Below are 23,704 nucleotides of genomic sequence, written 5' to 3'. Positions count from 1 at the left end.
GGGACTTTACAGCGTTACTTACAATAATGTTTAAATAGTACCAGAACGCTATGATTGGAGAGAAAATCAACGTGCTAAAAGAAGCAATGGGAGATACTTTTGAGCTTTATATGGTATCCAAAGATCAAGATGCACGTGTTGGGCACATATCAATAAGATTCTAAGTTTTTTTGGATACAAAATGCACATTGCAATGACGAGGAGTGAATTATTACCAGCGCAATTGTAACTTTGGGAAAAAAAGGAGAATGACCTCTATTACAAGCGTTAATTGAAGACGCTATAAAAAATTGATGTGTAGTCGGTAATGAAGCCTACTCAGGAAAAAATAATTTAATCTATGCTATTTATTTAAATATGATTTTTTAAGTCGGTGCAAGCTCTTTAAAAATACTGTAAAAACAAAAAAAGCTTGTAACAGAATTATTAATTAATCCGTTACAAGCTTTCTTTTTAAATGCTAAAAAAGCATCTTGTCTAAATTAGCTCTAGTTTTCAGTACTCTCGAGTAAACAAAAGAACTTTTAACTAAATTATTACATGGTGTTATGGTCTTTTCTCGTTAGATACAACAACTATATCATCAATATAGAAGTCTGCATAAGCACCCCAAGCAGACAATATGCTAAATTTACCATAATGTGTGGGTAATGCGGTAAATTCAAGTTCACCTTCTTTCCATCTATCTACATTTTCAGCAACTCCAGCAGCAGGATTAAAAGTAAGTTGGTTTGCACCTGCTAAATTTGAAAAACGGAATAAAAAATTAGGAGAACCTAATCTTGCAAAATATTTAAATTTTACTATATACTTTCCTCCTGGAGTTAAGTTTGCTTCAATAACGGACTCTGCTCTTACATTATTTTGTATTGTACCAGCTTTAGTTCTATTAAGAGCTAAATTTATAACGTTACCTGTTGGGCTAACAGCTGTTGCAGTACCAACTGGTGGAGCAACAATAAGCACTTCGGTAATTGCTTCAATTGATTCATTAAGGAAAGGTTTAGTCCAATCCACTCCTAAAGTATTTTCAAACTTTCCAATTGAAAGGAAATACTCCTCAGAAAATGTTTTAACAACCTCATCTGTAAACACTACTGGTTCTCTAGTATCTGTAGATGTAATTCCACTTCCTGGTAACAATGACACCGTAATTACATCGTCTTGATAGATTTGATCTTCCAAGTTAATGAGTAAAAAAGTAGCGTCTGTAGGGTCAACGGAAACGGAAGCGATATTAAACAATACGTCATTTACTTTTACTTCAAAGAAAGAGTTTTTATCAACAAAATCAACAAACTCACCATTAAAAGGAATTCTAATAGTTTCATCTTCTAGCTCTGCAATTGTGTTTGCTAGAACAAAAGGCTGTGATGATGGAATTACTTTAAAAGGAGTTGTTAAAACGTATTTTGTAGAAGCTCCTGGTATATTTTGACCTGTTCTATTAGCAGTTAAACTTGCTGTGAAATCACCTAACTTTTTAAATACAATATCAGCAACTTCTGCACTGCTTGAAGCAACTACATCAGTTTCTGAAGCAACCGCTCCAGGAGCCAATGTTTTTCTGATAGACCAATATCTACCATTTGGTTCTCCAATGGTTGTTTTGTCGATAAACTGAACTTTGTCACCTGCCTCTACATAAATAGTATCTGTAGTTGTATGATCTACAGTAGCACCAAATTGTTTTACTTCAACTTCTGGTACAATTTTGTCGTATACCTTTACTACAATTGTAGTATCAAGTACCCAAAGATCACCTTCCTTTACTGCTGCCTTAATATAGTCATCGCGCAGAAAACTATTTCCTCTAAAGGCTACAGAATCTTTAAATACATTGTGTAGTCTTACCTTTTGATATCCAGGATTATTAAACAAAACATGTACTGTTTTATCTTCAGTAATTGTATCTCCATCATAAATAATAAATTCATTAAAAATTGAATCTCTACTACTAATTGGACCTTCTAGGAAATTATTTCCTTTATTAATACTCCAGTTGTGTTCTATATATCCTTGAGATAAATCTGCGAATGATAAGTAATTAGAAATATTTAATTCCAATGTGTCGCTTTGTTGCCCTGCGCCTGTATAGAATCCAAAATCTGAGAATGAATTTGGCGCATCATATTCGTCATCTTTGCAACCAATTAAGACTGCTAAAAATACGAACGCTATTATAAATTTATTTTTCATGTTTTTCATTTTATTTAAATATAAAAATTATTTTAAACAAATCTTTATAAGATTAGTTTTCACCAATTACTGGATTCGTAATTGCCTCGCTATTTGGTATTTTCCAGTAAGCGTGTTCGCTTTCAACATAATTTGCAGCTGCTTCTTGGTATTCATTCCAACCATCATCAGCAGTAGGGTCACTTGGGTCTACACCTACAACAATTGATCCCCAACGTGTAGCAGTTGTTCCGTCTTCTTTCGTATATGGATAATCAATTGCTGTATATCTTTTTGCAGCAAGTTCCATAAAACGTTGTTTTTTAATTCCCCATCTTCTTAAGTCTGTATTTCTTGTAGCTCCATGGCCTTCACACGATAATTCTAATGGGTATTCTTTAAATCTTAAGTGATCCATTAAGCTTGTAGCATCGTATGAGATATCATCATGGTCATTTGCAGGGTATTCTCCCGTTCCTGAAAGTCCTAATAATTGAACACCAGAACGTCTTCTAACTTTGTTAATATACATCATAGCTTCATCAACATCACCCATTTCTATCAAACACTCTGCGTATTGTAAGTATATTTCTGCCAATCTTATTAAACGTTGGTTTACACCACTTCTAACTTTACCTGGTGATAGGGCTTTTTCACTTTCAACACCTAAATCCCAATTGGTCTGTTTTCTCCAATAACATGTCATTCTAACGTTAAAGGAAGCAGCTTCTGCAGTAGTTTTATACCCATAGTATTCTAAATCTGGATCGTCTACAATTGCTACAGAATAAGAAGTTCTTAAACTAAATTTTCTAAAACGCTCTGTACCATCTTCTTCAATAATTTTATTTCTAGGATCTGAATAGTCTAACGGATCATTTCTGTATTCTAAAATTAACCAGTTAGCGGCAACACCACCAAACCATCCTCCGATACCAGTAAGTTGCTGTTGAAGCGAAGAAGCTCCTGTGTCTCTCCAATCCCATTGGTTTAATTCACTTTTATAATCTGTAGAACGTACAATTTCTAATATAGATTCTTCATTTAACTCATCCATCGTAGTAAAGTTACTACCAATATTAGGTGTTAAAGCGTAGCCATAATTATTTATTACGTTTTTAAAATATTCTGCTGCTGTTGTGAAATCGTTATCAGCTAAGTAAGATTGTCCTAAAACGGCTTCTGCAGCTCCGGCTGTAACGCGTCCTTTTTCTCTAGCTTCCCAAACTGCAGGTAATTTAGTTTTTGCATATTCTAAATCTGCACGGTAAAAATCTTTTACGTCTTGAGCAGGACTTACATCTCTGTAAAAACCATCTTCTCCACCTGGAACTTTTTCCCAAATTACAACTTTACCATTGTTAAAAGTTGTACTTAATATAAAGTAAGAAAAACCTCTTAAAAATCTAGCTTGTGCGCCAATTACTTCAGCTTCATCTTCATCATTTTGACTGTTAAAAGTTCCTTTTAATCTGTCAACCGCTTCAATAACTTGGTTGGCTCTAAAAATGGTTGTATATAATTGAGACCATTTATCACCAGGGCTTTTAGAAGCTTCGTTAAAATTTTGTAAATAAAATTCATTTGTGTTAAAAGGTCTTTGGTATCCAGATCCCCAAGCTAAATCACTTCTAACTAATTCGTCTAATAATTTATAATTATTGTCACTTCCATACGATTTGTAGGTTGCCACCAAACCGGTGTTTAAATCTCCTACAGTTTTCCAAAAACTATCTGTAGATAATTCATTTGGATTTGTTTGATCCAGAAAATCATCTGAGCAACTAACAATTGCTAAAGTAAATAACAATATTAAAGTTAGTTTGCCTATTCTTGTATTTTTCATGTTTAAATATTTTTTTTGAATTTTTGTGTCTAATACGTTCATAATAAAGTTTTTAGATTAAAATTCTAGTTGAATACCCGCTCTTACTTGAGAACTTACCGGATATGTACCTTTGTCTATACCTCTTGTACTTAATCCGTTGTTTCCTACCTCAGGATCGTACCCTGTATACTTGGTCCATGTTACTAAATTTTGACCAGCTACGTATACTCTTAATTTAGTCATCCCCATTTTTTCGACTAATGTTTTAGGTAAAGTATACCCTAAAGATATATTACGTAATCTAATGTATGTGCCGTCTTCTAACCAAAAGTCACTAAATCCTCTTACGTTATCATGTGTTGTACCTCCTCTGTACACAGGAATTTCTGATGTTGGATTTTGAGCAGACCATTGGTAAATTTGATCTTGGTGGTTACCGTATTGGTATGCAAACGCTTTACTACCATTCATTATTTCTCCTCCAAATGCACCATAAAATTGTGCAGAAATATCAAAGTTTTTGTAATAAGCAGAGGTGTTAAAACCAATTTCAAACTCAGGAGTACCACTACCAGAATATTGTCTGTCATTAATGTCAATAACTCCATCACCTGCATCTGGGATTCCATCATTATTAGTATCAACTGTTAGCGCATCTACCAATTTTAAATCTCCAATTTTTGCAGTACTTGTTGGTAATCCGCCTAAGTAAGTTGCTAGTTCTTCTTCAGATTGAATAACTCCATCTGTTTTTATTAAGAAAAATGCACCACCTTCATAACCTTCTGCTAATACAGAAACATAGTCTCTATCATTATCAGAACCGGCAATATTACTATCATTAAAGTAAATAATTTTATTTGCACCAGTCATTTTGGTTACTTTGTTCGTGTTTTTAGTGAAATTTATACCAGCGTTCCAACTTACTTTTCCTCTGCTTTTATAGTTTAAAGCAAATTCAACACCGTTGTTTTCCATATCACCAACATTTAATACTACTGAAGAATCATTTCCAGAACCAGCACCAACGGTAGGTGGTAAGAACACAGGGAATAACATGTCTTTTTTGTTTGTTTGGTAATAATCCCCAGTAAACGTTAATTTATTTTGTAAAAATGACATATCAAAACCAATATTTTTTGAAATAGAAGTTTCCCAAGATACTAATTCATTTGCATAGCCTTGTTGTATGGCTCCTAATTGTAAATTTTGATCAGCATCATTACCAAAAACATAGTCATTTTGTAAAGTTATGGTTGGTGAATATGAATAATCTGCAATACCTTGGTTACCTGTAGTACCATAACTAGCTCTTATTTTTAAGCTTCTGATAGTATTTTTAATAGGTTTCCAAAAGTTTTCATCAGAAACATTCCAACCTGCAGAAAATGAAGGGAAAACACCCCAAGGTTGACTTTTAAATCTTGAAGATCCATCTCTACGAACACTAGCACTAAATAAATATTTTCCTTTATAGTTATATTGTAAACGAGCTAACATACCAATAAGTGTATTTTCTCTATCTTGATTCCATTGTCCGGTTCCTGAACCAGCAAGTGAATCTCCGGTAGCACCATTTAATACAGTAACTTCATTACTATTGATGTCAAATTTTTGTGCATAAAATGACGTGTAGTTATATCTTTCAGCAGAATAAACACCCACAAAGTTAAAATTGTGTTTTCCAAAAGATTTTTTATAGTTTATAATATTTTCCCAAGAAAATCTTTTTGAAGTTGAGCTAAAATTATAAATTTTAGATTGTTCACCTGGTAATGGTTCTCCTTCCCAATCATAAGCAATAAATTCAGGATTAATAACTCTTCTGGTAGCATTTTCCCATCCTGCAGCTAATCTTGAAGTAAATTTTAAATTTTTATTAAAATTGTATGCAATACTAATATTACCATCAAAATATTGTCTTTCTTCATTATCCTCTTGTAATAATTTTCTACCTAAATAAGATAAGTTATTAGCGCTGCTTCCGTCTCCAGCATCACCAATTGATTCTAAGTTATCTTCCAAATCTACTTGTAATGCTTGGTATCTATATGCATCTCTTAAAATTCCCCAAGGTCCATTTTGTTTATCTTCAACTCTAAAAGATAATCCACTAGTAACATTCCAATTTCCTTTTTTCAATTGAGAATTTGTTCTAACGTTAAATCTTTCGTATGAAGAGTTAATTACAGTACCATCTTGAGAGAAAAAGTTCCCAACAATATTGTATGTTAAACCATTCTGACCACCAGATAATGTTAAACTATAGTTTTCTATTGGAGCAGCATCATTAGTAACATAATTTATTAAATTAGTGTTATTGGTTAACTGTGTAGGGTTTTGTTCAGCACTGTGCCAAGTATTTCCGTATACATTTCCGTTAACAGCCCAAGATTGTAAGAAGTGAGAATACAATCTGTCGTTTGCATCCATAATATATGTACTTGAAGTAATATTTTGTACACCATAGTAAGATTCTGCTCTAATTTTCATAGTACCTTCTTTCCCTTTTTTAGTGGTAATTAAAATTACACCGGCAGCACCACGAGTACCATAAATTGCAGCAGAAGCGGCATCTTTTAGTACATCTATACTTTCTACCTCACTTGTACTTAATTTAGGATCGCCTTCAAAAGGAATACCATCTACAACATATAAAGGTTTGTTACCACCATTAATAGACGTTAAACCACGAATCATTACGTTTGCCTCAGATCCAGGAGCACCATCACTGGCAACAACCGTTACCCCAGCAATTTGTCCTTGAAGAGCAGAACTTAAATCGGATGTTGCAGTTTTCATAATCTCATCAGATTTAATTTGAGAAACAGCACCTGTTAGTTCCTTTTTCTTTTGAGTACCATAACCCACTACTACAATTTCATCTAGTACTGAGGTATCATTTTTTAAGGTTACATTAATTTTAGATTTGGATCCTACTATTATTGATTGTGTAGCATATCCCATATAACTGAAAACTAACATGTCTGTTGGAGCTGCAACAATCTTATAATTACCATCAAAATCTGTAGTTGTACCATTACTGGTTCCCTTAATGACTATAGATACGCCAGGTAGAAGTTCTCCTTCACCAGTAACGGAACCTTTAACCGTTATTTTTTGGGCTTGTGAAAAACTAAAACTTAACGTACAGATAAAAACTGCAAGAAAGGTCTTAGATTTTTCATTCAAGAATTCTTTTAATTTCATAATTTTAGTTATTTAAATTTAGATACTACAATTTTATGATAATTATTTGTTAAAAAAGAGTACAGATGTTTAATTGTAGGCATCATATCGTGAATTGTAATAATAATTAGGTTTGAAATATGTAATCAAATATTTTAGTACAATTAAGTTGTGTTTGATTCATAAAATGTAAGTTAATTTGTCTTAAAAGATTTATGTTTTTTTAGATAAGAAGCTATATTTAGTAAGGTTTACTGCTGTGTTCTGTAAAATAAAGAGAGATTTTTAGAACTTGATTTTCAATCAAACAAATGTTATTAAGTTGGTCGTTAATAGTACCTATATTTGAACGTATTTTGAGTGAATCTTTATCATACATAGTCCTCAAATGAATTCTTTATGATTTTTATTTTGAATGATTAAAAGAAGTAGAATCTATTGTAATAATCCGTTTGTGAAAACCAAATTTTATATGCTTTTTCATGTGAAAAAAACTACCTATTTTGGAAATGAGTAGAGGATAAGAGAACCGAAGTTGATTCTAATAATTTTGATATTTAAATTCATTCTTTTTTATTAGAATAAAAATATTTTGTTGATGTAAATGTGTTTAAAATCAAGGGAAAAAATATTTAATTTACTTCTTTAAATTCTGATGGTCATTTAAGTTTTTTAATACTAAACAAAGAAAAAAAAAGACAATTAACCATCTGTTCTGTAAAATAAATCATTTAATCATAAAAAATAATCTAAAAATAACATTCTTTGCAGTATTGATTAATTATAAAATAAATCCGAATGAACCTTAAAATTTACATCCTAATTTTATTTGTATGTACTGTCTTAACTTCGTGTAAAACAGAAAAAAAAGAAATTGTTGCTAAGACAGCAACCACAAAAGAATTATATGAACCTAATTGGGAATCTATAAAAAAACATTATAAAGATCCGGCATGGTTTAATAATAAGAAATTCGGGATTTTTATTCATTGGGGAGCATATTCTGTTCCTGCTTTTGGTTCTGAATGGTATCCTAGAAATATGTATATGGATACAGCTCAATTTACAGCGCAATTAAAATTACAGAAAAAAGGGCCTTCTAGAGAGTTTACACATCATCAAAAAACTTTTGGAGATCAAAAATCATTTGGATATAAAGATTTTATACCAATGTTTAAAGGTGAAAAATTTAATGCCGCAGAATGGATCGATTTATTTAAAAAAGCAGGTGCTAAATATGTGGTTCCTGTTGCAGATCATCATGATGGTTTTGCCATGTATAAATCAAACACAACACGTTGGAATGCTTTTAATATGGGGCCTAAAAAAGATATTTTAGGAGAGTTGATGAAAGAAGGTCGTGCTAAAGGAATGATTATGGGAGCTTCTTCTCACTATGCTTTTAACTGGTCTTTCTACAATAAAAAAGATCATTTTGATACTACAGATCCTGCGTATGCAGATTTATATTCGGCAAAAGGGAAAGACATTAATGAGCCAGTTTCTGCAGCTTTTAAAGAATTATGGTGGAAAAGAACAAAAGATTTAATTGATAATTATCAACCAGATATTCTTTGGTTTGATTTTATGCTAGACACCCCAGAATGGAGAGAATACCGTCCTAAATTAGCAGCATATTACTATAATAAAGGAATAGAATGGGGGAAAGAGGTTGTATTACAAGATAAAAATTTCTATGAAGAGGCGTTCCCTGCGGGAACTGTTGTGTACGATTTGGAGAGAGGTAAATTACCAGGAATAAGAAAATTACCTTGGCAAACGGATACTTCTGTTGGTAAAAACTCATGGTCTTATGTTACTAATTGGAAATCTAAAACAGCAAATTCTTTAATAGATGATTTAATTGATATTGTTTCTAAAAACGGAAATTTACTTTTAAATGTTGGACCGAAATCAGATGGAACAATTCCTGAAGATCAAAAAGAAATCTTGTTACAAATGGGAGCTTGGTTAGACATGAATGGAGAAGCTATTTATGATACAAAATACTGGAGAACTTTTGGCGAAGGGCCAACGAAAGTTGGTACTGGTCACCATTCAGAAGGAAAAAACAAAGCTTTTACAGGTCAGGATATTCGATTTACACAAAAAGAGGGTAAAATCTTTGCGATTATGATGGAATGGCCAAAAAATGTGGACGTTTTAATAAAGTCGATTACAAAAGACGATAAAATATCAAAAGTAAAAATGTTAGGTTCTGATGCCAAATTAAAATGGTCTCAAAGTGATAAAGGTTTGTTGGTTACAATGCCGAAAGAAAAACCAGGAAACTTTGCATTTGTATTGGAGTTAACACTGTAAAATATTGTTTGAATTGGGTTTGATTGGAAAAGGAGCTTATCTATTGTTAGATATGCTCCTTTTTAGTTTTATAGAGATAAATGAAAATACCAAAAGGAAACAATTATAAAAAGAATTTAATGTATTAACCTAATCTAAAAAACCTTGTTTCCTTTTCCTTTTAACTGCATGTAATAACGCATATAAAATAAATTTGGTTAATGAATGTATAAGTTTATGGTTGTCTTCATTCATTACTAAAGGCTAGCAATAGATACTTAGATTCCTTCTAATTGTTGCTAATAGATTTTATAATGGGTACTAATTAAGATTATCTGTTAGAGTAAAAGCTAGAGCGATTATAAGGTAAAACAGATTCAAATTACTCTTTGCAAAAATGCAAATCACATTTTCACTTTCAAATCTAGAGATCTTAATTATCTACTCTCTTTAAAAAACAATTACGCTTTCTTTATTGGTTTTCTAACATAATCACTAGGTTTTACACCAAACTGTTTCTTAAAGCATTTAGCAAAGTAAGAAGCTGTGTTAAAACCAGTCATGTACATAATTTCCTTTACAGATAAATCAGTAGATTCAAAAAGTTGTACAGCCCTTTTTAATCGAATACTTCGTATAAATTCACTAGAAGATAATCCTGTGATTTCTTTAAATTTTAGATACAGATTACTTCTACTATGCCCCATTTCTTTTACAAGCATTTCTACACTAAAATCAGTATTCATCATGTGTTTTTCTACAATTTCTATGGCTTGTTGTAAAAAACGTTCATCAGATGATGTTACCGTAACTTCTTTTGGCTGTAATGTTATTTCTTGATTAAAACGGACTCTTAAATTTTTTCTTTGTTGAAGAATATTTTTTAATTTTAAGTTTAATAATTCAATATCAAAAGGTTTTCTAATATAATCATCTGCACCTAGTTTTACACCTTCTAATTCACTTTCTTGTGATAGTTTAGCCGTTAATATTAAAACAGGAATATGACTTGTTGTTTTGGTTGTTTTAATTTTTTTACACAACTGTAATCCGTCCATTATAGGCATGGCTAAATCGGTAACAATAATATTTGGCGTTATTTTTTTTGCTATTTCAAATCCTTCCTGACCATTTTCTGCTTCAAAGATGGTGTAGTCATCTCCTAAGGCTTGTTTTATAAATGTTCTAATATCCTTATTGTCATCTACCACTAGCAATACAGGAGATTTAGATCTGTCTTTAGAAATACTTTCATCAGTTGTTTCATCATCTAAATCTATTGCAAAAGATTCATTTTCCGAAGATCTTCTTACATAATCTAGATCGGTACTTTCTTTACAACTTATTTCAGGCAGGTTTTCGTATTCCTCTTTATTAGCGGGGATTTTAACTGTGAATAATGCTCCTTGACCAGGTTCGCTAGATACTTTAATTGTACCTTGATGCAATTCTATCAAACTTTTTGTAAAAGACAATCCAATACCAATCCCTTCTGGATTATTGTTCTTATTAGCATCTTTTTTAGTATTAAATCTTTCAAAAATAGCTTCTAATTTGTTACTAGGTATTCCAATTCCAGAATCCTTTACTTCAATAATAATATACTCTTTATTTACGATACCATTGGCGACTTTTTCGTTGGTTATATTCACATCTATAGTTCCATTTTTGGGAGTGAACTTAAAAGCATTGGAGAGTAGGTTATTGATTGTTTTCTCAAGAGCTTCGTGATCAAACCAAGATTTTAATAACGGATCTGTCGTATTAAAACTTAGTTTAATATGTTTCTTGTGAGATAAAAATTGAAAGGGCTCTGCCACTTCTTTTATAAAAGCAGAAATATTACTATTACGCATCACCAATCGCATTTTACCTTGATTTATTTTTCTGAAATCTAATAGTTGGTTTACCAAACTAAGTAAGTAGTTGGCATTTTTTCTCATAAGACCAAATTGTTCTTGGGCTACCTCTGGCTTTACAGCTGCACCTTTTTTCTGTAAATACTCTAAAGGACCTTTTATTAAAGTAATTGGTGTTCTTAATTCGTGAGATATGTTTGTAAAGAATTCTAATTTTATATGTTGTAATTCCTCTTCTTTTTGTTTCTCTAAATTAGCTAATTCTAAATCATGTTTTTTTCTGGCTTTCGTTACAGTATTGCGCCAAAAGCCAAAGAATATGGCTAGAATTAAAAAGAAATATAGAAAATAGGCTAGTGTAGTTTTCCAAAACGGAGGTGTTATATTAATATGTAATTTGGTTTCGCTATTTTCCCAAATACCATCATTATTAGATGCTTTTAATAGTAAAGTATAATCACCAGGAGCCATATTTGTATAGGTTGCAAAACGTTTAGTTGCGTTTGTATACACCCAGTCTTTATCAAAACCTTCTAATTTGTAAGCAAATTTATTTTTATTAGGAGCGGAATAGTGAATGGCTGCAAATTCAAACGAGAAACTATTTTCGTCATATTTTAAATTAATTTCGGACGTTTCATTAATAGGTTCTTTTAAAATGATGTGCCCATTAATTTCTTCGCCCCTTTTAATTGGTTTATTTGAAATAGAAAAACTGGTAATTACAGATTTTGCTTTGTACGGATTGTCTTTAATATCTTCTGGATAAAAAGCATTGAACCCGTTTATACCGCCAAAAAGCATTTCGCCATCTCTACGTTTTAAACTTGCTAATTCTTGAAATTCGTTATCTTGTAAACCATCATTAACATCATAATTTTTAAAGGTGTTGTTTTCTGGGTTAAATTTTGAAAGCCCTTTGTTTGTAGATATCCATAAATTATTTTCAGCGTCTTCTAAAATTGCTTTAATTACATTGTTTGGCAGTCCATCTCTTTCTGTGTATGTTTTAAATGTAACCGTATTATCCTTTTCATTGGTTTCCATTTTATTTAATCCGCCACCAAAAGTTCCTACCCATAAATCACCTTTTTTACTTTCATATAAGGCTAAAATATAGTTGTGAGAAATACTATTTTTATCCTTAGGATCATTTTTATAAACTTCAAATTTTGGATTATTTTTTTCTATTTCAGTAGGTTTTAATTTACATAATCCATTTGAAGTAGCAAACCAGATATTATGATCACTATCTTCATAGATATTTCTTATAATATTGCTAGAAAGGCCAGTATTATTTGTACTCCTATAAGACAAAACATCTTTGGTGTATGCTCCTGTTTTTTTGTTTAGAAGCCATCTGTGTACACCACCACTATAGGTACCAATCCATATGTTTTTATTACTATCTTCAAGTATAGAAAATACACTATAACTTATTTCAGGTATCGGTTTTATATCGCTTTCTTGTATGTTTTTTAGGTTATCGAGGTCTATTTCATACAAACCGGGTGTATCTTCTGCACCTACAAAAAGGCTGTTTCTATGTGTAATTTCTGCAATAGCAAATGGTTTTTTAATTTTTTGTAGATTTGTAAAATTTGCATAACTACCATTATCATTCTCCTTAAAAAGGATATTAAGACCGCCGCCTTCTGTACCTATCCATAAATTATTACTACTGTCTTCAAAAATAGATCTAATTTTGTCATAACTAAGACTTTTAGTATCTAAGGTTTTTTTAATATGTTTAAATTGTTTTCTTTCAGGATCCATTTTGTTAACACCACCACCATTTGTACCTATCCAAAGAATGCCTGTGTTATCAATATAAATTGTTTTTACAATATTTTTGCTAATACTTTTGGTGTCTTTAGGATCATAAACAAAACGTTTGGTTAGTGAAATATCTTTCGTGTTTTTTTTATTCTCAAAATATAAGAGTCCGTTATTTGTACCTGCCCATAAATTATCATTTTTATCAACTTTAAGACCGTTAAAAAAACCATTTTGTAGTTTATAAACCTTATTTTTATTAAAGTTAGCCTTAAAAACATGCAAACCATTACCAGTACCTATAAATAAATTTCCCTTACTATCTTCTGCTATACAATTTACTGGAGAATTCACTAAATTAATACGATTATTTACCGACCTAAAATAAAATTCTCCGTTTTTAGCTCTAGTTCGTTTAAACAAGCCTTTAGTACTGCCTATCCATATTTGATCTTGACTATCTTCAAAAATGGAATAAATTTTGTTTGTAGCGAGGCTATTCGATATTTTGTTATCACCTAACTTATAGTGCTTAAATTTTAAAGAATCTAGAGGTTGTTTTAAATCTACCAAATCAAGTCCATCAGCAGTACCTACCCAAAGTTGGTCTTTTTTATCCTTATAAATACTAATTACATGGTTATTAGTAATACTGTTTTTATTATTTTCATCATGAATAAAATGTGTAAACCCTCCTGTAGATTTGTTATAGTAGTTTAGACCACTACCAGTTGTTCCAATCCATAAATTTCCTTTTTCATCACCTGTAACTGCATAAATAAGATTACTACCTATACTGTTTTTTAGGTTGGCGTCTGGTTTGTATATGGTAAACTCATAACCATTATATTTATTTAAACCATCGTGTGTGGCAAACCACATAAAACCTTTAGGGTCTTGATAAATAGAATTAACATCTCCTTGAGACAATCCTTTGTCTGTAGAAATATGATCGAAATAAAAAGAATTCTGGCTTATTGTAGTTTGATAAACCCCCAGTAGAAGTATCAGAATTATTTTTTTTATAAAGAAAATATTTGAGTGCATACTAAAACTAAATTTAGAAAAAAGTTATTGTTGTTAATTAGGTGAATTTAAAGAATAAGAAGCTTATTTCCTAAGAAAAAGCCATAAGTACTTTAGATAAAACCATATGTTTATAAGCTTTAGTTGTTATTTGTAATTTAATTAGAGCTTATTTTTTGTTGTATATTGTTGGTAATTAAGGTGTTAATCCATATTTAGTAGCCTGCTTTAAAAAAAGAAAAGTTGTCTTGCTTATAGTAACTGTGTTAACTTTTAAATCAATATTACTTATCTTCGTTTTTCTTTAAAAAAATTTCTAAACTATCTAAGGTGAAAAGTATAATTAAAATTTCTACATTCCTGTTTTTATTCTGTTTAATAGCATGTAATAATAAACAATTTGATGAACCCAAAGTATCTTTGGATAGCTATAAAGTAGAGAACGGTTTTAAGTTAGAAGTGGTTACATCAGAACCATTTATTGAAGCTCCTGTTACTATGGATTTTGATAACAAAGGACGTATGTGGGTAGTAGAAATGCGTGGTTATATGCAAAATTTAGAAGGCACGGGAGAGGATATGCCTAATGGTAGAATTACTATTTTACAAGATTTAGACAATGATGGCGTTACAGATCATGCAAAAGTATTTTTAGACAGTTTGATAGTACCAAGAGCAATTGCTCATGTTTACGGCGGACTTTTATATGCAGAACCACCTAATTTGTGGTTTGTAGATATTGAAAATGATAAGCCAGTAAATAAAACCTTGGTAGATGGGCAGTACACTCACGGTGGTAATATAGAGCATCAACCAAACGGATTGATGATGCATTTAGATAATTGGATTTATAATGCAAAGTCTAATTTTAGATATCAAAAACGTGGTGATAAATGGATAAAAGAAAGAACTTTTTTTAGAGGACAATGGGGTATTTCTAAAGACAACTTTGGTAGGTTGTATTACAATAACAATTCAATTCAGCTTAAAGGAGATCTTGTATTGCCTAATACAAATTCTAAAAACGAATTTTTAGATACTAAAGCATCTTTAGGTAAAAAACTAACACCAACTCAACGTGTTTATCCTTTGCATGCAACATCTGTAAATCGTGGGTATATAAAAGGGAGGTTAGATAAAGATAGTTTGCTTATTAATATAACTTCTGCTTGTGGTCCTGTTATTTATAGAGGAAATAAATTTCCATCAACATATTTAGAAAATGGTTTTGTTTGTGCTCCGGAAGCAAATCTTATCAAAAGAAATGTTCTTTCTTTTAATTCTTATGATATTTCTGCAACACAAGCAATAGAGAAAAAAGAATTTATCGCATCTACAGATGAAGGATTTAGACCTGTAAATTTATTTAATGGTCCGGACGGAAACCTGTATATTGTAGACATGCATCGTGGAATTTTGCAAGACAAAGCTTTTTTAACCCCGTATTTAAAAAATCATTACGCTAAGAAAAAGTTAGATACAATTATTGGGATGGGGAGAATTTTAAAGGTGTCATCAGAAAATACAATTAGCAATTTAATTCCAGATTTCAATAATTTAAATAACAGTGAGTTAATAGCATTATTTCTGCATCCAAACGGATGGCATAGAGATAGAGCACAACAAATTTTAGTAAAAAAACACGATCAATCTGCTATTCCGTTGTTAAAAGACTTTTTGATCAGTTCAGGTAATTCTATAGCAAAATTGCATGCACTTCATACTTTAAATGGTCTTGAAGCTCTAAATTTTTCATACTTAAATAATATTTTGGTTACTTCAACAGAAAAGGATTTAATTGTTCATTCGTTAGTTTTAATTGAAAATTTTGCTTCTGAAGAATACATCCCTACATTTTTAAAAACAATTGAGTTATTAAGTGAAAAAAATAATTCTTTAATTGATTTGTATCTTACTAATTCTTTAGGTAATTGGACATTAATTAATAAGGATTCCTTTTTTCCGATGTTAGAAACCTTGTCTATTAAATATAAAGAAAATAGAGTTTTTTTAGAAGGAATAATAAGTAGTTTAAGAACAAATGAAATCAGTTTTCTAAAATTCTTAAACAAAAAGAATGAACATCTAGTTTTAAAGGAATTAATAACTGCTACGATTGATAATAAAACGAACCAGGGTAAAAAGAAAAATAAAAAACTAAAAAAGAGTTTAGAAAAATCTATTAAAGCAGGGCAAAAGATTTTTGATAACATTTGCGCTACTTGTCACGGACAAAACGGACAAGGAATAGATAATTTAGCACCTCCTTTGCAAAAATCAGAATATATCTCAGAATCCGCAGAAAGACTTGCTTTGGTTCTTTTACATGGTTTATCAGGACCTATTCATGTTAATGGTAAATTATATGAATTGAGCGCAACAATGCCAGGTTTAAATAATAATCCTGATTATTCTGATAAAGACATACAAAATCTAATTCAGTATCTACAAAGTGATTTTTCTTCTATTCGTAAAAATATAAGTACTTCTCAAATTAAATCTTTGAGAAGTAAAACACCAAAAATGGGTGTTTTTACAGAGGCGGAATTATTACTTATAAAATAGTGTATTGTCCTGATATAGATTGACCTTTTTTAGGTTAATTTATACCGTTTAAACTATTTTTTTAGCCGTTTAGAAGGTGAAAAATATTTTGAACTATGTTTATTTTTAAATTGTAAGTTCAGTCAAATTTACATTATTTTTTCGATAGGATTTGTATTTGATGTTTGGATTTAAATGCTCGGTTTTTGTATTGTCCTGATATAGGTAGACCTTTTTTCAGGTTAATTTATACCGTTCAAACTATTTTTTTAGCCGTTTAGAAGGCAAAAAATATTTTGAACTATGTTTGTTTTTAAATTGTAAGTTCAGTCAAATTTACATTATTTTTTCGATAGGATTTGTATTTGATATTTGGATTTAAATGTACTTCGGCTGGTTTTCTTAATTCTAGGCTAAAATGTGTTCTTAAATTGTTGTAAATATATACAGCTTGTTTAGCTGATTTTTGAGCAATAAGAGTGTTTTTAAGACAGTTTCTAAGTCCATATTCATATTTTAAAGTTCTATTGATTCTCTCAGCAATAGCGTTTTCATATGGGTCATATTGCTCTGTCATACTCATTGTAATTCCATTATTTTCGGCAAACTGGGTATATTCTGGACAACAGTATTGCATCCCTCTATCAGAATGGTGAATCAACTTTTTCGATGGATATTTTCTATTTTTTAAAGCCATTTTTAAAGCATCTTTACAGAGTGATACTCTCATATGGTCATCTAATTTATATCCCATAATTTTCTTAGAGTATGCGTCGGTTACAATTGCTAAATAGTTGTGTCCTATTTCTGTTTTAATGTATGTAATATCACTTACCCAAAGTTGTTCGGATCTAGTAGGTATTTTGTTTTGAATCAGGTTTTTATATTTTTTAAATAGATGATTAGAGTTTGTGGTAGTTATGTAGTTTTTGAGTTTAGGTACGAGCAAATTATGCAGTCTTAATACATCAAAAAATTTATCTCTACCGATTTTAATTCTTTGTTCTATCAACTGATTTTTAAGTTCTTTATAGAGTTTTTTACCTCCAGTCCTGGAGCTTACTTTTTTACGATATTCTTTGACCATCGTAATTATTTTAGTGTCGTTTATAGCTTTGCATTGTTTTACTTTTTCTCTTTTGTAGAAGGCTTGTTTACTAATCCCAAAACATTGATAGAGCCATTTTCTTTTAAAATGTTTTTCTTCTTTAGTTCTATCTCTTTTGCTAATGTTTTGGGTAGCGACTTTTTTGACAAATCGACGCCAGTAATGATTTCCATATCTGCAATAATATCTTGCTGAAAGTCCTTTACAAACTCCAGTTCTTCAATACGTTCCTTTAGTTTTTTAATTTCATCTAATTTACTCATACCTGTTTTTTGTTGGACTAAAGTACTATATTTTTTGATCCAATACCCAATTGTCGTCCTTGGAACCTCATATTTTTTGGAAGCAAAGTTAGTGGAAATCTGACCATTTTGAATTTGGTCAACGACAGATAATTTGAGTTCAAGTGTTACTTTTTGGTAGCTTTTTTTTCGCCAGTGTTCTTTTTGTGTTTTCATAAGTGACTATAATTAAATGTTTAATTTTTAGTCAACCTATTTCAGGACGCTTCAGTTCTTAAATGTTTGCCAACGTGTTTGTGTATGATTAGTTGCGTGGTTAAGCAACTAATTTAGCAAACTTTTACGAACCTGAGAATATTCCGAAGGAATATTCCAGATGAGCACTTACAAAGCAATTAATTATACACGGTGTTGTGTGTAGTTTTTTTTCAAATCACTTATTCTAATAATTGAAGAAATTCACTCGGAACATCTAATAATTCTTGATAACACCAACTATTTGGGCAATCATCATTTAATTCCGAATGTTCAGCAATTCTTATTGTTATTGCATCAGCACTTTGGTCCGTAGCAGAGTAAACTTCTCCGATTTCGAAAGTTCGCTCAGATATTCCAACTACACCACCGACAGTTACAGTAGTCGAATACTCCGCTATAAATTCATATTCATTATTTTCAATTTCATCATCAGAACTGCAAGAAATTATTCCTAAAGTCAAAATAAATAAGTAAATCAAATTTTTCATAATATTGTTTTTTTATTAGATGTTCAAATTCCGATTTGGTTGCGTGTAAATTACACACAACGTTGTTGTATAAGCTTTGTTGCGTTGTTTAAGCAGTGAATTTACTAAATAAAACACGAACGGCGAAATTCCGGAGGAATTTCCTAAGTGAGCTAAAACCAGCAATAAAGTTTATACGGTGTTGTAATTTCGTTGCGAAACATTTGAGTAAGCACATTTTGTTTACGAATTTATTATTTCGTTATTTGATTGAATTCCGTTTATTTTATTTTATGATAGTAGCATTGATAATTAAATGATTTAGAATCTCCGAAAATAAATAATATTAATCCAGAATGATGATGAGCAATTTCAGCAACCAAATTCATATTTAAATCTCTTGTCATTCTTATTTTATTGATTTCAATACCTCCAAACAAATAAGGAATTCCAGAAATTATAGTTTTCTTATTCTTTAAAAAAACATATCCTCCTTTAAGTTCATATTCTATATTGAGTTCATTAAAAGTAATTCCATTATTTAGATATTTTATTTCAATGTTCAAACTATCAATGATGTTTATTTTAAATGAATAATTATCTATTTTATCTTCCTTTATTTTTTCCTTTTTTCTGTTTTCGTTTATAATTTCATAAAAATTATTAAAACTTTTATTAGTTCTGTTATATGTAGAATCTTTTGTTTTAGCAACGATTGAATATTCTCCATTTAGTTCACTAACATTTTTGAAAGTTAAATAATCAGGAGTTAAAAATGTAGGATTTTGAAATTGATATGAAAAAGATGCACAGCTAATAAAAGATAGTATTGTTATAATACAAATAAATAATTTTAAGAATAGATTTCCTTTTATTTTCATTTTTCGTGAGCAATGAATTACAACGTTGTTGTATAAGCTTTGTTGCGTTGTTTAAACAGTGAATTTACTAAATAAAACACGAACGGCGAAATTCCGGAGGAATTTCCCAAGTGAGCCAAAACCAGCAATAAAGTTTATACGGTGTTACAAATAGTACTTTTTTCACTCGTTAATTTTCTATATCACAGTTTTTATTATAGTATTCAATTATCTCAATTAAATTCGTATGTTTTAATTCTTTTGTTTTTATCTTTTTTATTAATTCTGGACAATCTTCAAACAAGTAATAGTATTTACTTTTAATTTTGGTTCCAAGTTTTATTGTTTTGTTGTCTTTCTCAATATAATATAAATTTCCTGATGAAACAGGTAGCCCCATTCCCATAGCAGAACCTGCATTTGAAACAAATACGCTATATAAATTTATTTTCCCTGAACGAACTATTTTCATTCTAATTTTTTGGTCAGTTTTTATTTTTCTACCAGGTCCGAACCTTTGTTTATTCTTAAATTTACTTTCAATTTTTTTAAATCTATATTTAGTTTCAATTCCATCTTCAGTAATATTATAACCAATTAATTGTCTGTCATTTAGTTTTTTAACCGAAGAACTGTCATTTTCTTTATATTTGATTCCATCAAGTGTTCTAACTTTAATTAATCCTTTTATTTCAGTTGAATCTGTTAAAAAAATTATTCCTTTTTTATATTGAGCACTCGAAAGTAAAAAAGAAAATATTGCAATAAAAGTAAGAGTTCTTCTCATCGTTTATGTATTATTTGTAACGTGTTTGTGTAATGAAAGTTGCGATTTTTGTGAACGGCTATTTTCCGCAGGAAAATTGTTGTTTGCAAAAATGCAACTGCTTTTAGTTAAGCACTAATTTAGCAATTTTTAATACACGGTGTTGCAAGTAGTAGTTTTTTTTCACAATTCTGATTTCATATTTTCCAATTTCACTTTTTTCTGCATTTTCCTTAATTATTATATTCCTCTTTTTTTGAAATACAATTCAAATTTTTCGTGCTCGTGATTATTCCGCAAAACTGCTCAATTCCGAACGTTGCTCAATTCCGAACGTTGCTCAATTCCGAAATATTGGAAATTCCGAAATTTGATAAAATTATTGATTCGCGAGAGAGTGAACCAAAAGTTAAAATAACATTCCAAATGGTAACATAATGACATAATACAAAATGTAAATGCGTGTTAAGTAATCAAAATTCAAGATTTCAGATTTATTTAAAAAAGTATTCTTTTTCTGTTCTATTTCAAACCAGATATATAAAATTATTCCCGAAACAAATATTCCTAAACTCATTGATATTCCTAAACCAAATAACAACTCAAAAAATGACATTTCCACATTATTTTGAAAATTAAAATTCAGGTTATAAATAACGTAGAATAAAAATATTCCAACTATAGAGAATATTTTAATTTTCCTGTTTTCAAGTTTTTGCCAAATTATATTTTCCGAAAAAATATTTTTCATTTATTCATCATATTTTCAGATTTCGAGTGATTTCCGCTATTACTTGCAACGTTGTTGTGTTATGGAAAGTTGCGATTTTTATGAACGGCTATTTTCCGCAGGAAAATTGAAGTGAGTAAAAATGCAACTGCCTTCGGTTAAGCTAAAAATAAGCAATTTTTTATACACGGTGTTACCAAAAGTAGTTTTTTTAATTTTCCACTTTTCCTTATTATTTTCTGAATTCAGCGTTCGAGTGAAAATTCCGCCAACAATTTTTATTTTTTTTTGATTTTCAATAAATTCTCAGCCTTTCTAAATTTTCACTTTAAGATAATTTCGCACAGTTTTTACTCCACATTTTGCTTAATTCCGCTATTTTGGTTTTTCGCGTTTGAGTGTTTTCTCACGTGCTAAATTCCGACAACAATTTTATTTCAATAAATTCTCAGCCTTTCTGAATTTTCGGTTTAGAGATAATTCCGCACAGATTTTATTCCGCATTTTACTCAATTCCGAAATGCTCAGTTTTTATTTTTTTAAACTTTCTAAATTCTATAAAAAACAAACAAAATTCTTTCAGAATTTTCCAATCTTCAGAGAGTGTTTCATTTTTAAAATTCAAGAGTTTTATTTGTTTATTTTTTCAGAATTTTGAGTGATCTGAACTATTTTTGGTAACGTGTTTGTACAAGATTTGTTGCGGCGGTTAAGCAGCTAATTTACTAAATAATAACAGACAAAGAAAGTACGCGAGTACTTTCGTAAGTGAGCCAGAAATAAAGCAATTAATTTTGTACGGTGTTGGCATTAGTATTTTTTTTCAATTTCAATAATTTTCTCAATGTTTTTAATCGATGATTTTTTATTAAATATGAATTGTTCATATATAGAAACTAAAATAACAGGAACTTTAATATTTCGTGTGTCAATTAGATTGCAGTTTTTCGGGATAATTAATTCCTTTAAATCGTCTATTTCAGGAGTTAGTTTATTTATTTCTAAAAATTCTTTTTTTTGTAATTCAGATTTTATAGGCGAAGATAAATATTCAAAACCTTCCATTTCTCCAGCATATTTTACAATTTTTCTATCTACATCTAATTGTATTAAATGTATTCCTCCATAATCGTGAGAATTTCCTAAAACAAAACCTCCGTTTTCACCATTAAAAACAATTTTTAAATCATCAAGTTTATGAACTTCTTCAAACGACAAAATAAATTCTCTTTTAAGAAAATTAAATTCCCATTTTCCAATTTCAAGTTTTTCGCAAAGCTTGTAAAACTTTTCCCCAATTATCATAAATCATTTATTAAAGGTGGTGTAACTCGAGGTCGTCGCTTATATTAATGCCAACGTTGTTGTGTATTGAAAGTTGCGCCTAAAATGAACGGCTATTTTCCGAAGGAAAATAGAAGTTTATAAAAAAGCAACTACTTTTAGTTAAGCACTAATTTAGCAATTTTTAATACACGGTGTTGGCAAATGCGTGTTTTTTTATTTCTCTCGTTTTTTGTGACTTATAATTTCAATATATAGTTTTTATTTTTTGAGATAAAATTCAAGAGTTATAGTTTTGCTCTTTTTTAATTTGATTAAATTATATAAAAAAAGCATTTATTCTATTTTGGTCGTTTTGCTTCGTCATAACCTAATTTAATCATTTGTGTAAATGCCATTGGATGAGTAACACAATCATAAGATAATTTCTCATATTTTTCAGATAATTCTTTTATAAAAAATCTTTCACTTCCTTTTCTAATCCACCATTTGAGTGATTTAGTTATATTGGGTTTTCCATAATCTTCTGTATATCTAAATGAAGGTGTTTCAAAGTTTTTCTCTATTTCGATATTTCCTATTTTATTCCAGTTTGAAAATTTAATACCAATTTTAATCATTGTATAGCTATAAAAAACTATCTCTGATTTTATAATATTATTAATGTTTATACTATTTTCTATATTTGTTTCAAACTTAAAAACTCTGACCAAATCACCTCCCAAAATTTCTTTATCTGAATAAATAAACTGTAGGAATTTTTTCTTACCTATTTCTTCTATGGGAATTTCAAATATATCTCCTGAGTTAATTTTTCGTTGTTTAGCCATTTAATTCAAATTTTCAATTAGATTTTTTTTCACAATTTTAAGCGAAAAATTTATTTAAAGAACTAAGTGTTTTCTTGCGATTATTAGTAGTTTTTGCCAACGTGTTTGTGTAATGAAAGTTGCGATTTTTGTGAACGGCTATTTTCCGCAGGAAAATTGAAGTGAATAAAAATGCAACTGCTTTTGGTTAAGCTAAAAATAAGCAATTTTTAATACACGGTGTTGCAAGTAGTAGCTTTTTTTTCACAATTTTGGTTTTATATTTTCCAATTTAACTATTTTCTGTAATTTCCGATATTTCATATTTTTGAATTACAACTCAAATTTTTCGTGCTCGTGATTATTCCGTAAAACTGCTCAATTCCGCACGAAGCTCAATTCCGCAAACTTGCTTAATTCCGAATGTTGCTCAATTCCACAATATTGGAAATTCCGCATTTTGATAAATTTTTTGACTC

Annotated in this window: 14 protein-coding genes; 2 read left to right on the top strand and 12 right to left on the bottom strand. The window is 30.0% G+C overall.

Going from position 1 to position 23,704, the window contains the following annotated elements:
- Positions 1–546: 546 nt before the first annotated feature.
- Genes JOP69_RS06465 through JOP69_RS06455 form a run of 3 tightly spaced genes read right to left on the bottom strand, consistent with a single transcriptional unit; the run spans position 547 to position 7,216 of the window.
- Complete coding sequence (locus JOP69_RS06465) at positions 547–2,199, bottom strand: hypothetical protein (RefSeq protein ID WP_203395011.1); 1,653 nt, start codon at positions 2,197–2,199, stop codon at positions 547–549.
- A 52-nt stretch (positions 2,200–2,251) separates the two neighbouring features.
- Positions 2,252–4,066, bottom strand: coding sequence for a RagB/SusD family nutrient uptake outer membrane protein (locus JOP69_RS06460; protein WP_203395012.1), 1,815 nt, complete (start codon positions 4,064–4,066; stop codon positions 2,252–2,254).
- Between the two features lie 15 nt (positions 4,067–4,081).
- Positions 4,082–7,216: a TonB-dependent receptor gene (locus JOP69_RS06455; RefSeq protein ID WP_203395013.1), complete on the bottom strand. Its 3,135-nt coding sequence runs from the start codon at positions 7,214–7,216 to the stop codon at positions 4,082–4,084.
- A 777-nt stretch (positions 7,217–7,993) separates the two neighbouring features.
- On the opposite strand from JOP69_RS06455, the gene JOP69_RS06450 reads away from it, so the two are divergent.
- Entirely contained in the window at positions 7,994–9,517 is a 1,524-nt protein-coding gene (locus JOP69_RS06450; RefSeq protein ID WP_203395014.1) for an alpha-L-fucosidase, read from the top strand.
- A 440-nt stretch (positions 9,518–9,957) separates the two neighbouring features.
- Here JOP69_RS06450 and JOP69_RS06445 read toward each other — a convergent pair whose 3' ends face one another.
- Positions 9,958–14,178, bottom strand: coding sequence for a hybrid sensor histidine kinase/response regulator transcription factor (locus JOP69_RS06445; RefSeq protein WP_203395015.1), 4,221 nt, complete (start codon positions 14,176–14,178; stop codon positions 9,958–9,960).
- A gap of 309 nt (positions 14,179–14,487) precedes the next feature.
- Between JOP69_RS06445 and JOP69_RS06440 the strand changes: the two genes are divergently transcribed.
- Positions 14,488–16,722, top strand: a complete 2,235-nt coding sequence (locus JOP69_RS06440) for a c-type cytochrome (RefSeq protein WP_203395016.1) — start codon at positions 14,488–14,490, stop codon at positions 16,720–16,722.
- Between the two features lie 292 nt (positions 16,723–17,014).
- Here JOP69_RS06440 and JOP69_RS06435 read toward each other — a convergent pair whose 3' ends face one another.
- The 8 genes from JOP69_RS06435 to JOP69_RS06400 form a co-directional block, all read right to left on the bottom strand.
- Complete coding sequence (locus JOP69_RS06435) at positions 17,015–17,863, bottom strand: IS3 family transposase (RefSeq protein WP_252191227.1); 849 nt, start codon at positions 17,861–17,863, stop codon at positions 17,015–17,017.
- Positions 17,827–18,267 (bottom strand): helix-turn-helix domain-containing protein, encoded by a 441-nt coding sequence (locus tag JOP69_RS06430; protein WP_203395017.1) that lies wholly within the window; start codon positions 18,265–18,267, stop codon positions 17,827–17,829. Before JOP69_RS06430 ends, JOP69_RS06435 begins: the two co-directional genes overlap by 37 nt.
- A gap of 221 nt (positions 18,268–18,488) precedes the next feature.
- A complete protein-coding gene (locus JOP69_RS06425) occupies positions 18,489–18,797 on the bottom strand; it encodes a hypothetical protein (protein ID WP_215602665.1) in 309 nt (102 codons plus the stop codon).
- 260 nt (positions 18,798–19,057) lie between these two features.
- A complete protein-coding gene (locus JOP69_RS06420) occupies positions 19,058–19,657 on the bottom strand; it encodes a hypothetical protein (RefSeq protein ID WP_203395240.1) in 600 nt (199 codons plus the stop codon).
- A 169-nt stretch (positions 19,658–19,826) separates the two neighbouring features.
- Complete coding sequence (locus JOP69_RS06415) at positions 19,827–20,423, bottom strand: hypothetical protein (protein WP_203395241.1); 597 nt, start codon at positions 20,421–20,423, stop codon at positions 19,827–19,829.
- Between the two features lie 388 nt (positions 20,424–20,811).
- Positions 20,812–21,153 carry a hypothetical protein gene (locus JOP69_RS06410; protein WP_203395242.1) on the bottom strand — a complete coding sequence of 114 codons (342 nt, stop codon included), beginning with the start codon at positions 21,151–21,153 and terminating at the stop codon, positions 20,812–20,814.
- 789 nt (positions 21,154–21,942) lie between these two features.
- Positions 21,943–22,437: a hypothetical protein gene (locus JOP69_RS06405; protein WP_203395243.1), complete on the bottom strand. Its 495-nt coding sequence runs from the start codon at positions 22,435–22,437 to the stop codon at positions 21,943–21,945.
- Between the two features lie 320 nt (positions 22,438–22,757).
- On the bottom strand, positions 22,758–23,246 hold the full coding sequence (locus tag JOP69_RS06400; RefSeq protein WP_203395244.1) for a hypothetical protein: 489 nt from the start codon (positions 23,244–23,246) through the stop codon (positions 22,758–22,760).
- Between the last annotated feature and the right edge of the window lie 458 nt (positions 23,247–23,704).

Origin of the sequence: Polaribacter sp. Q13 (genome assembly GCF_016858305.2) — a bacterium.
Lineage (GTDB): Bacteria > Bacteroidota > Bacteroidia > Flavobacteriales > Flavobacteriaceae > Polaribacter.
The sequence above is the reverse complement of the archived record's forward strand: the minus strand, read 5'-3'. Positions and strand labels throughout refer to the sequence as shown.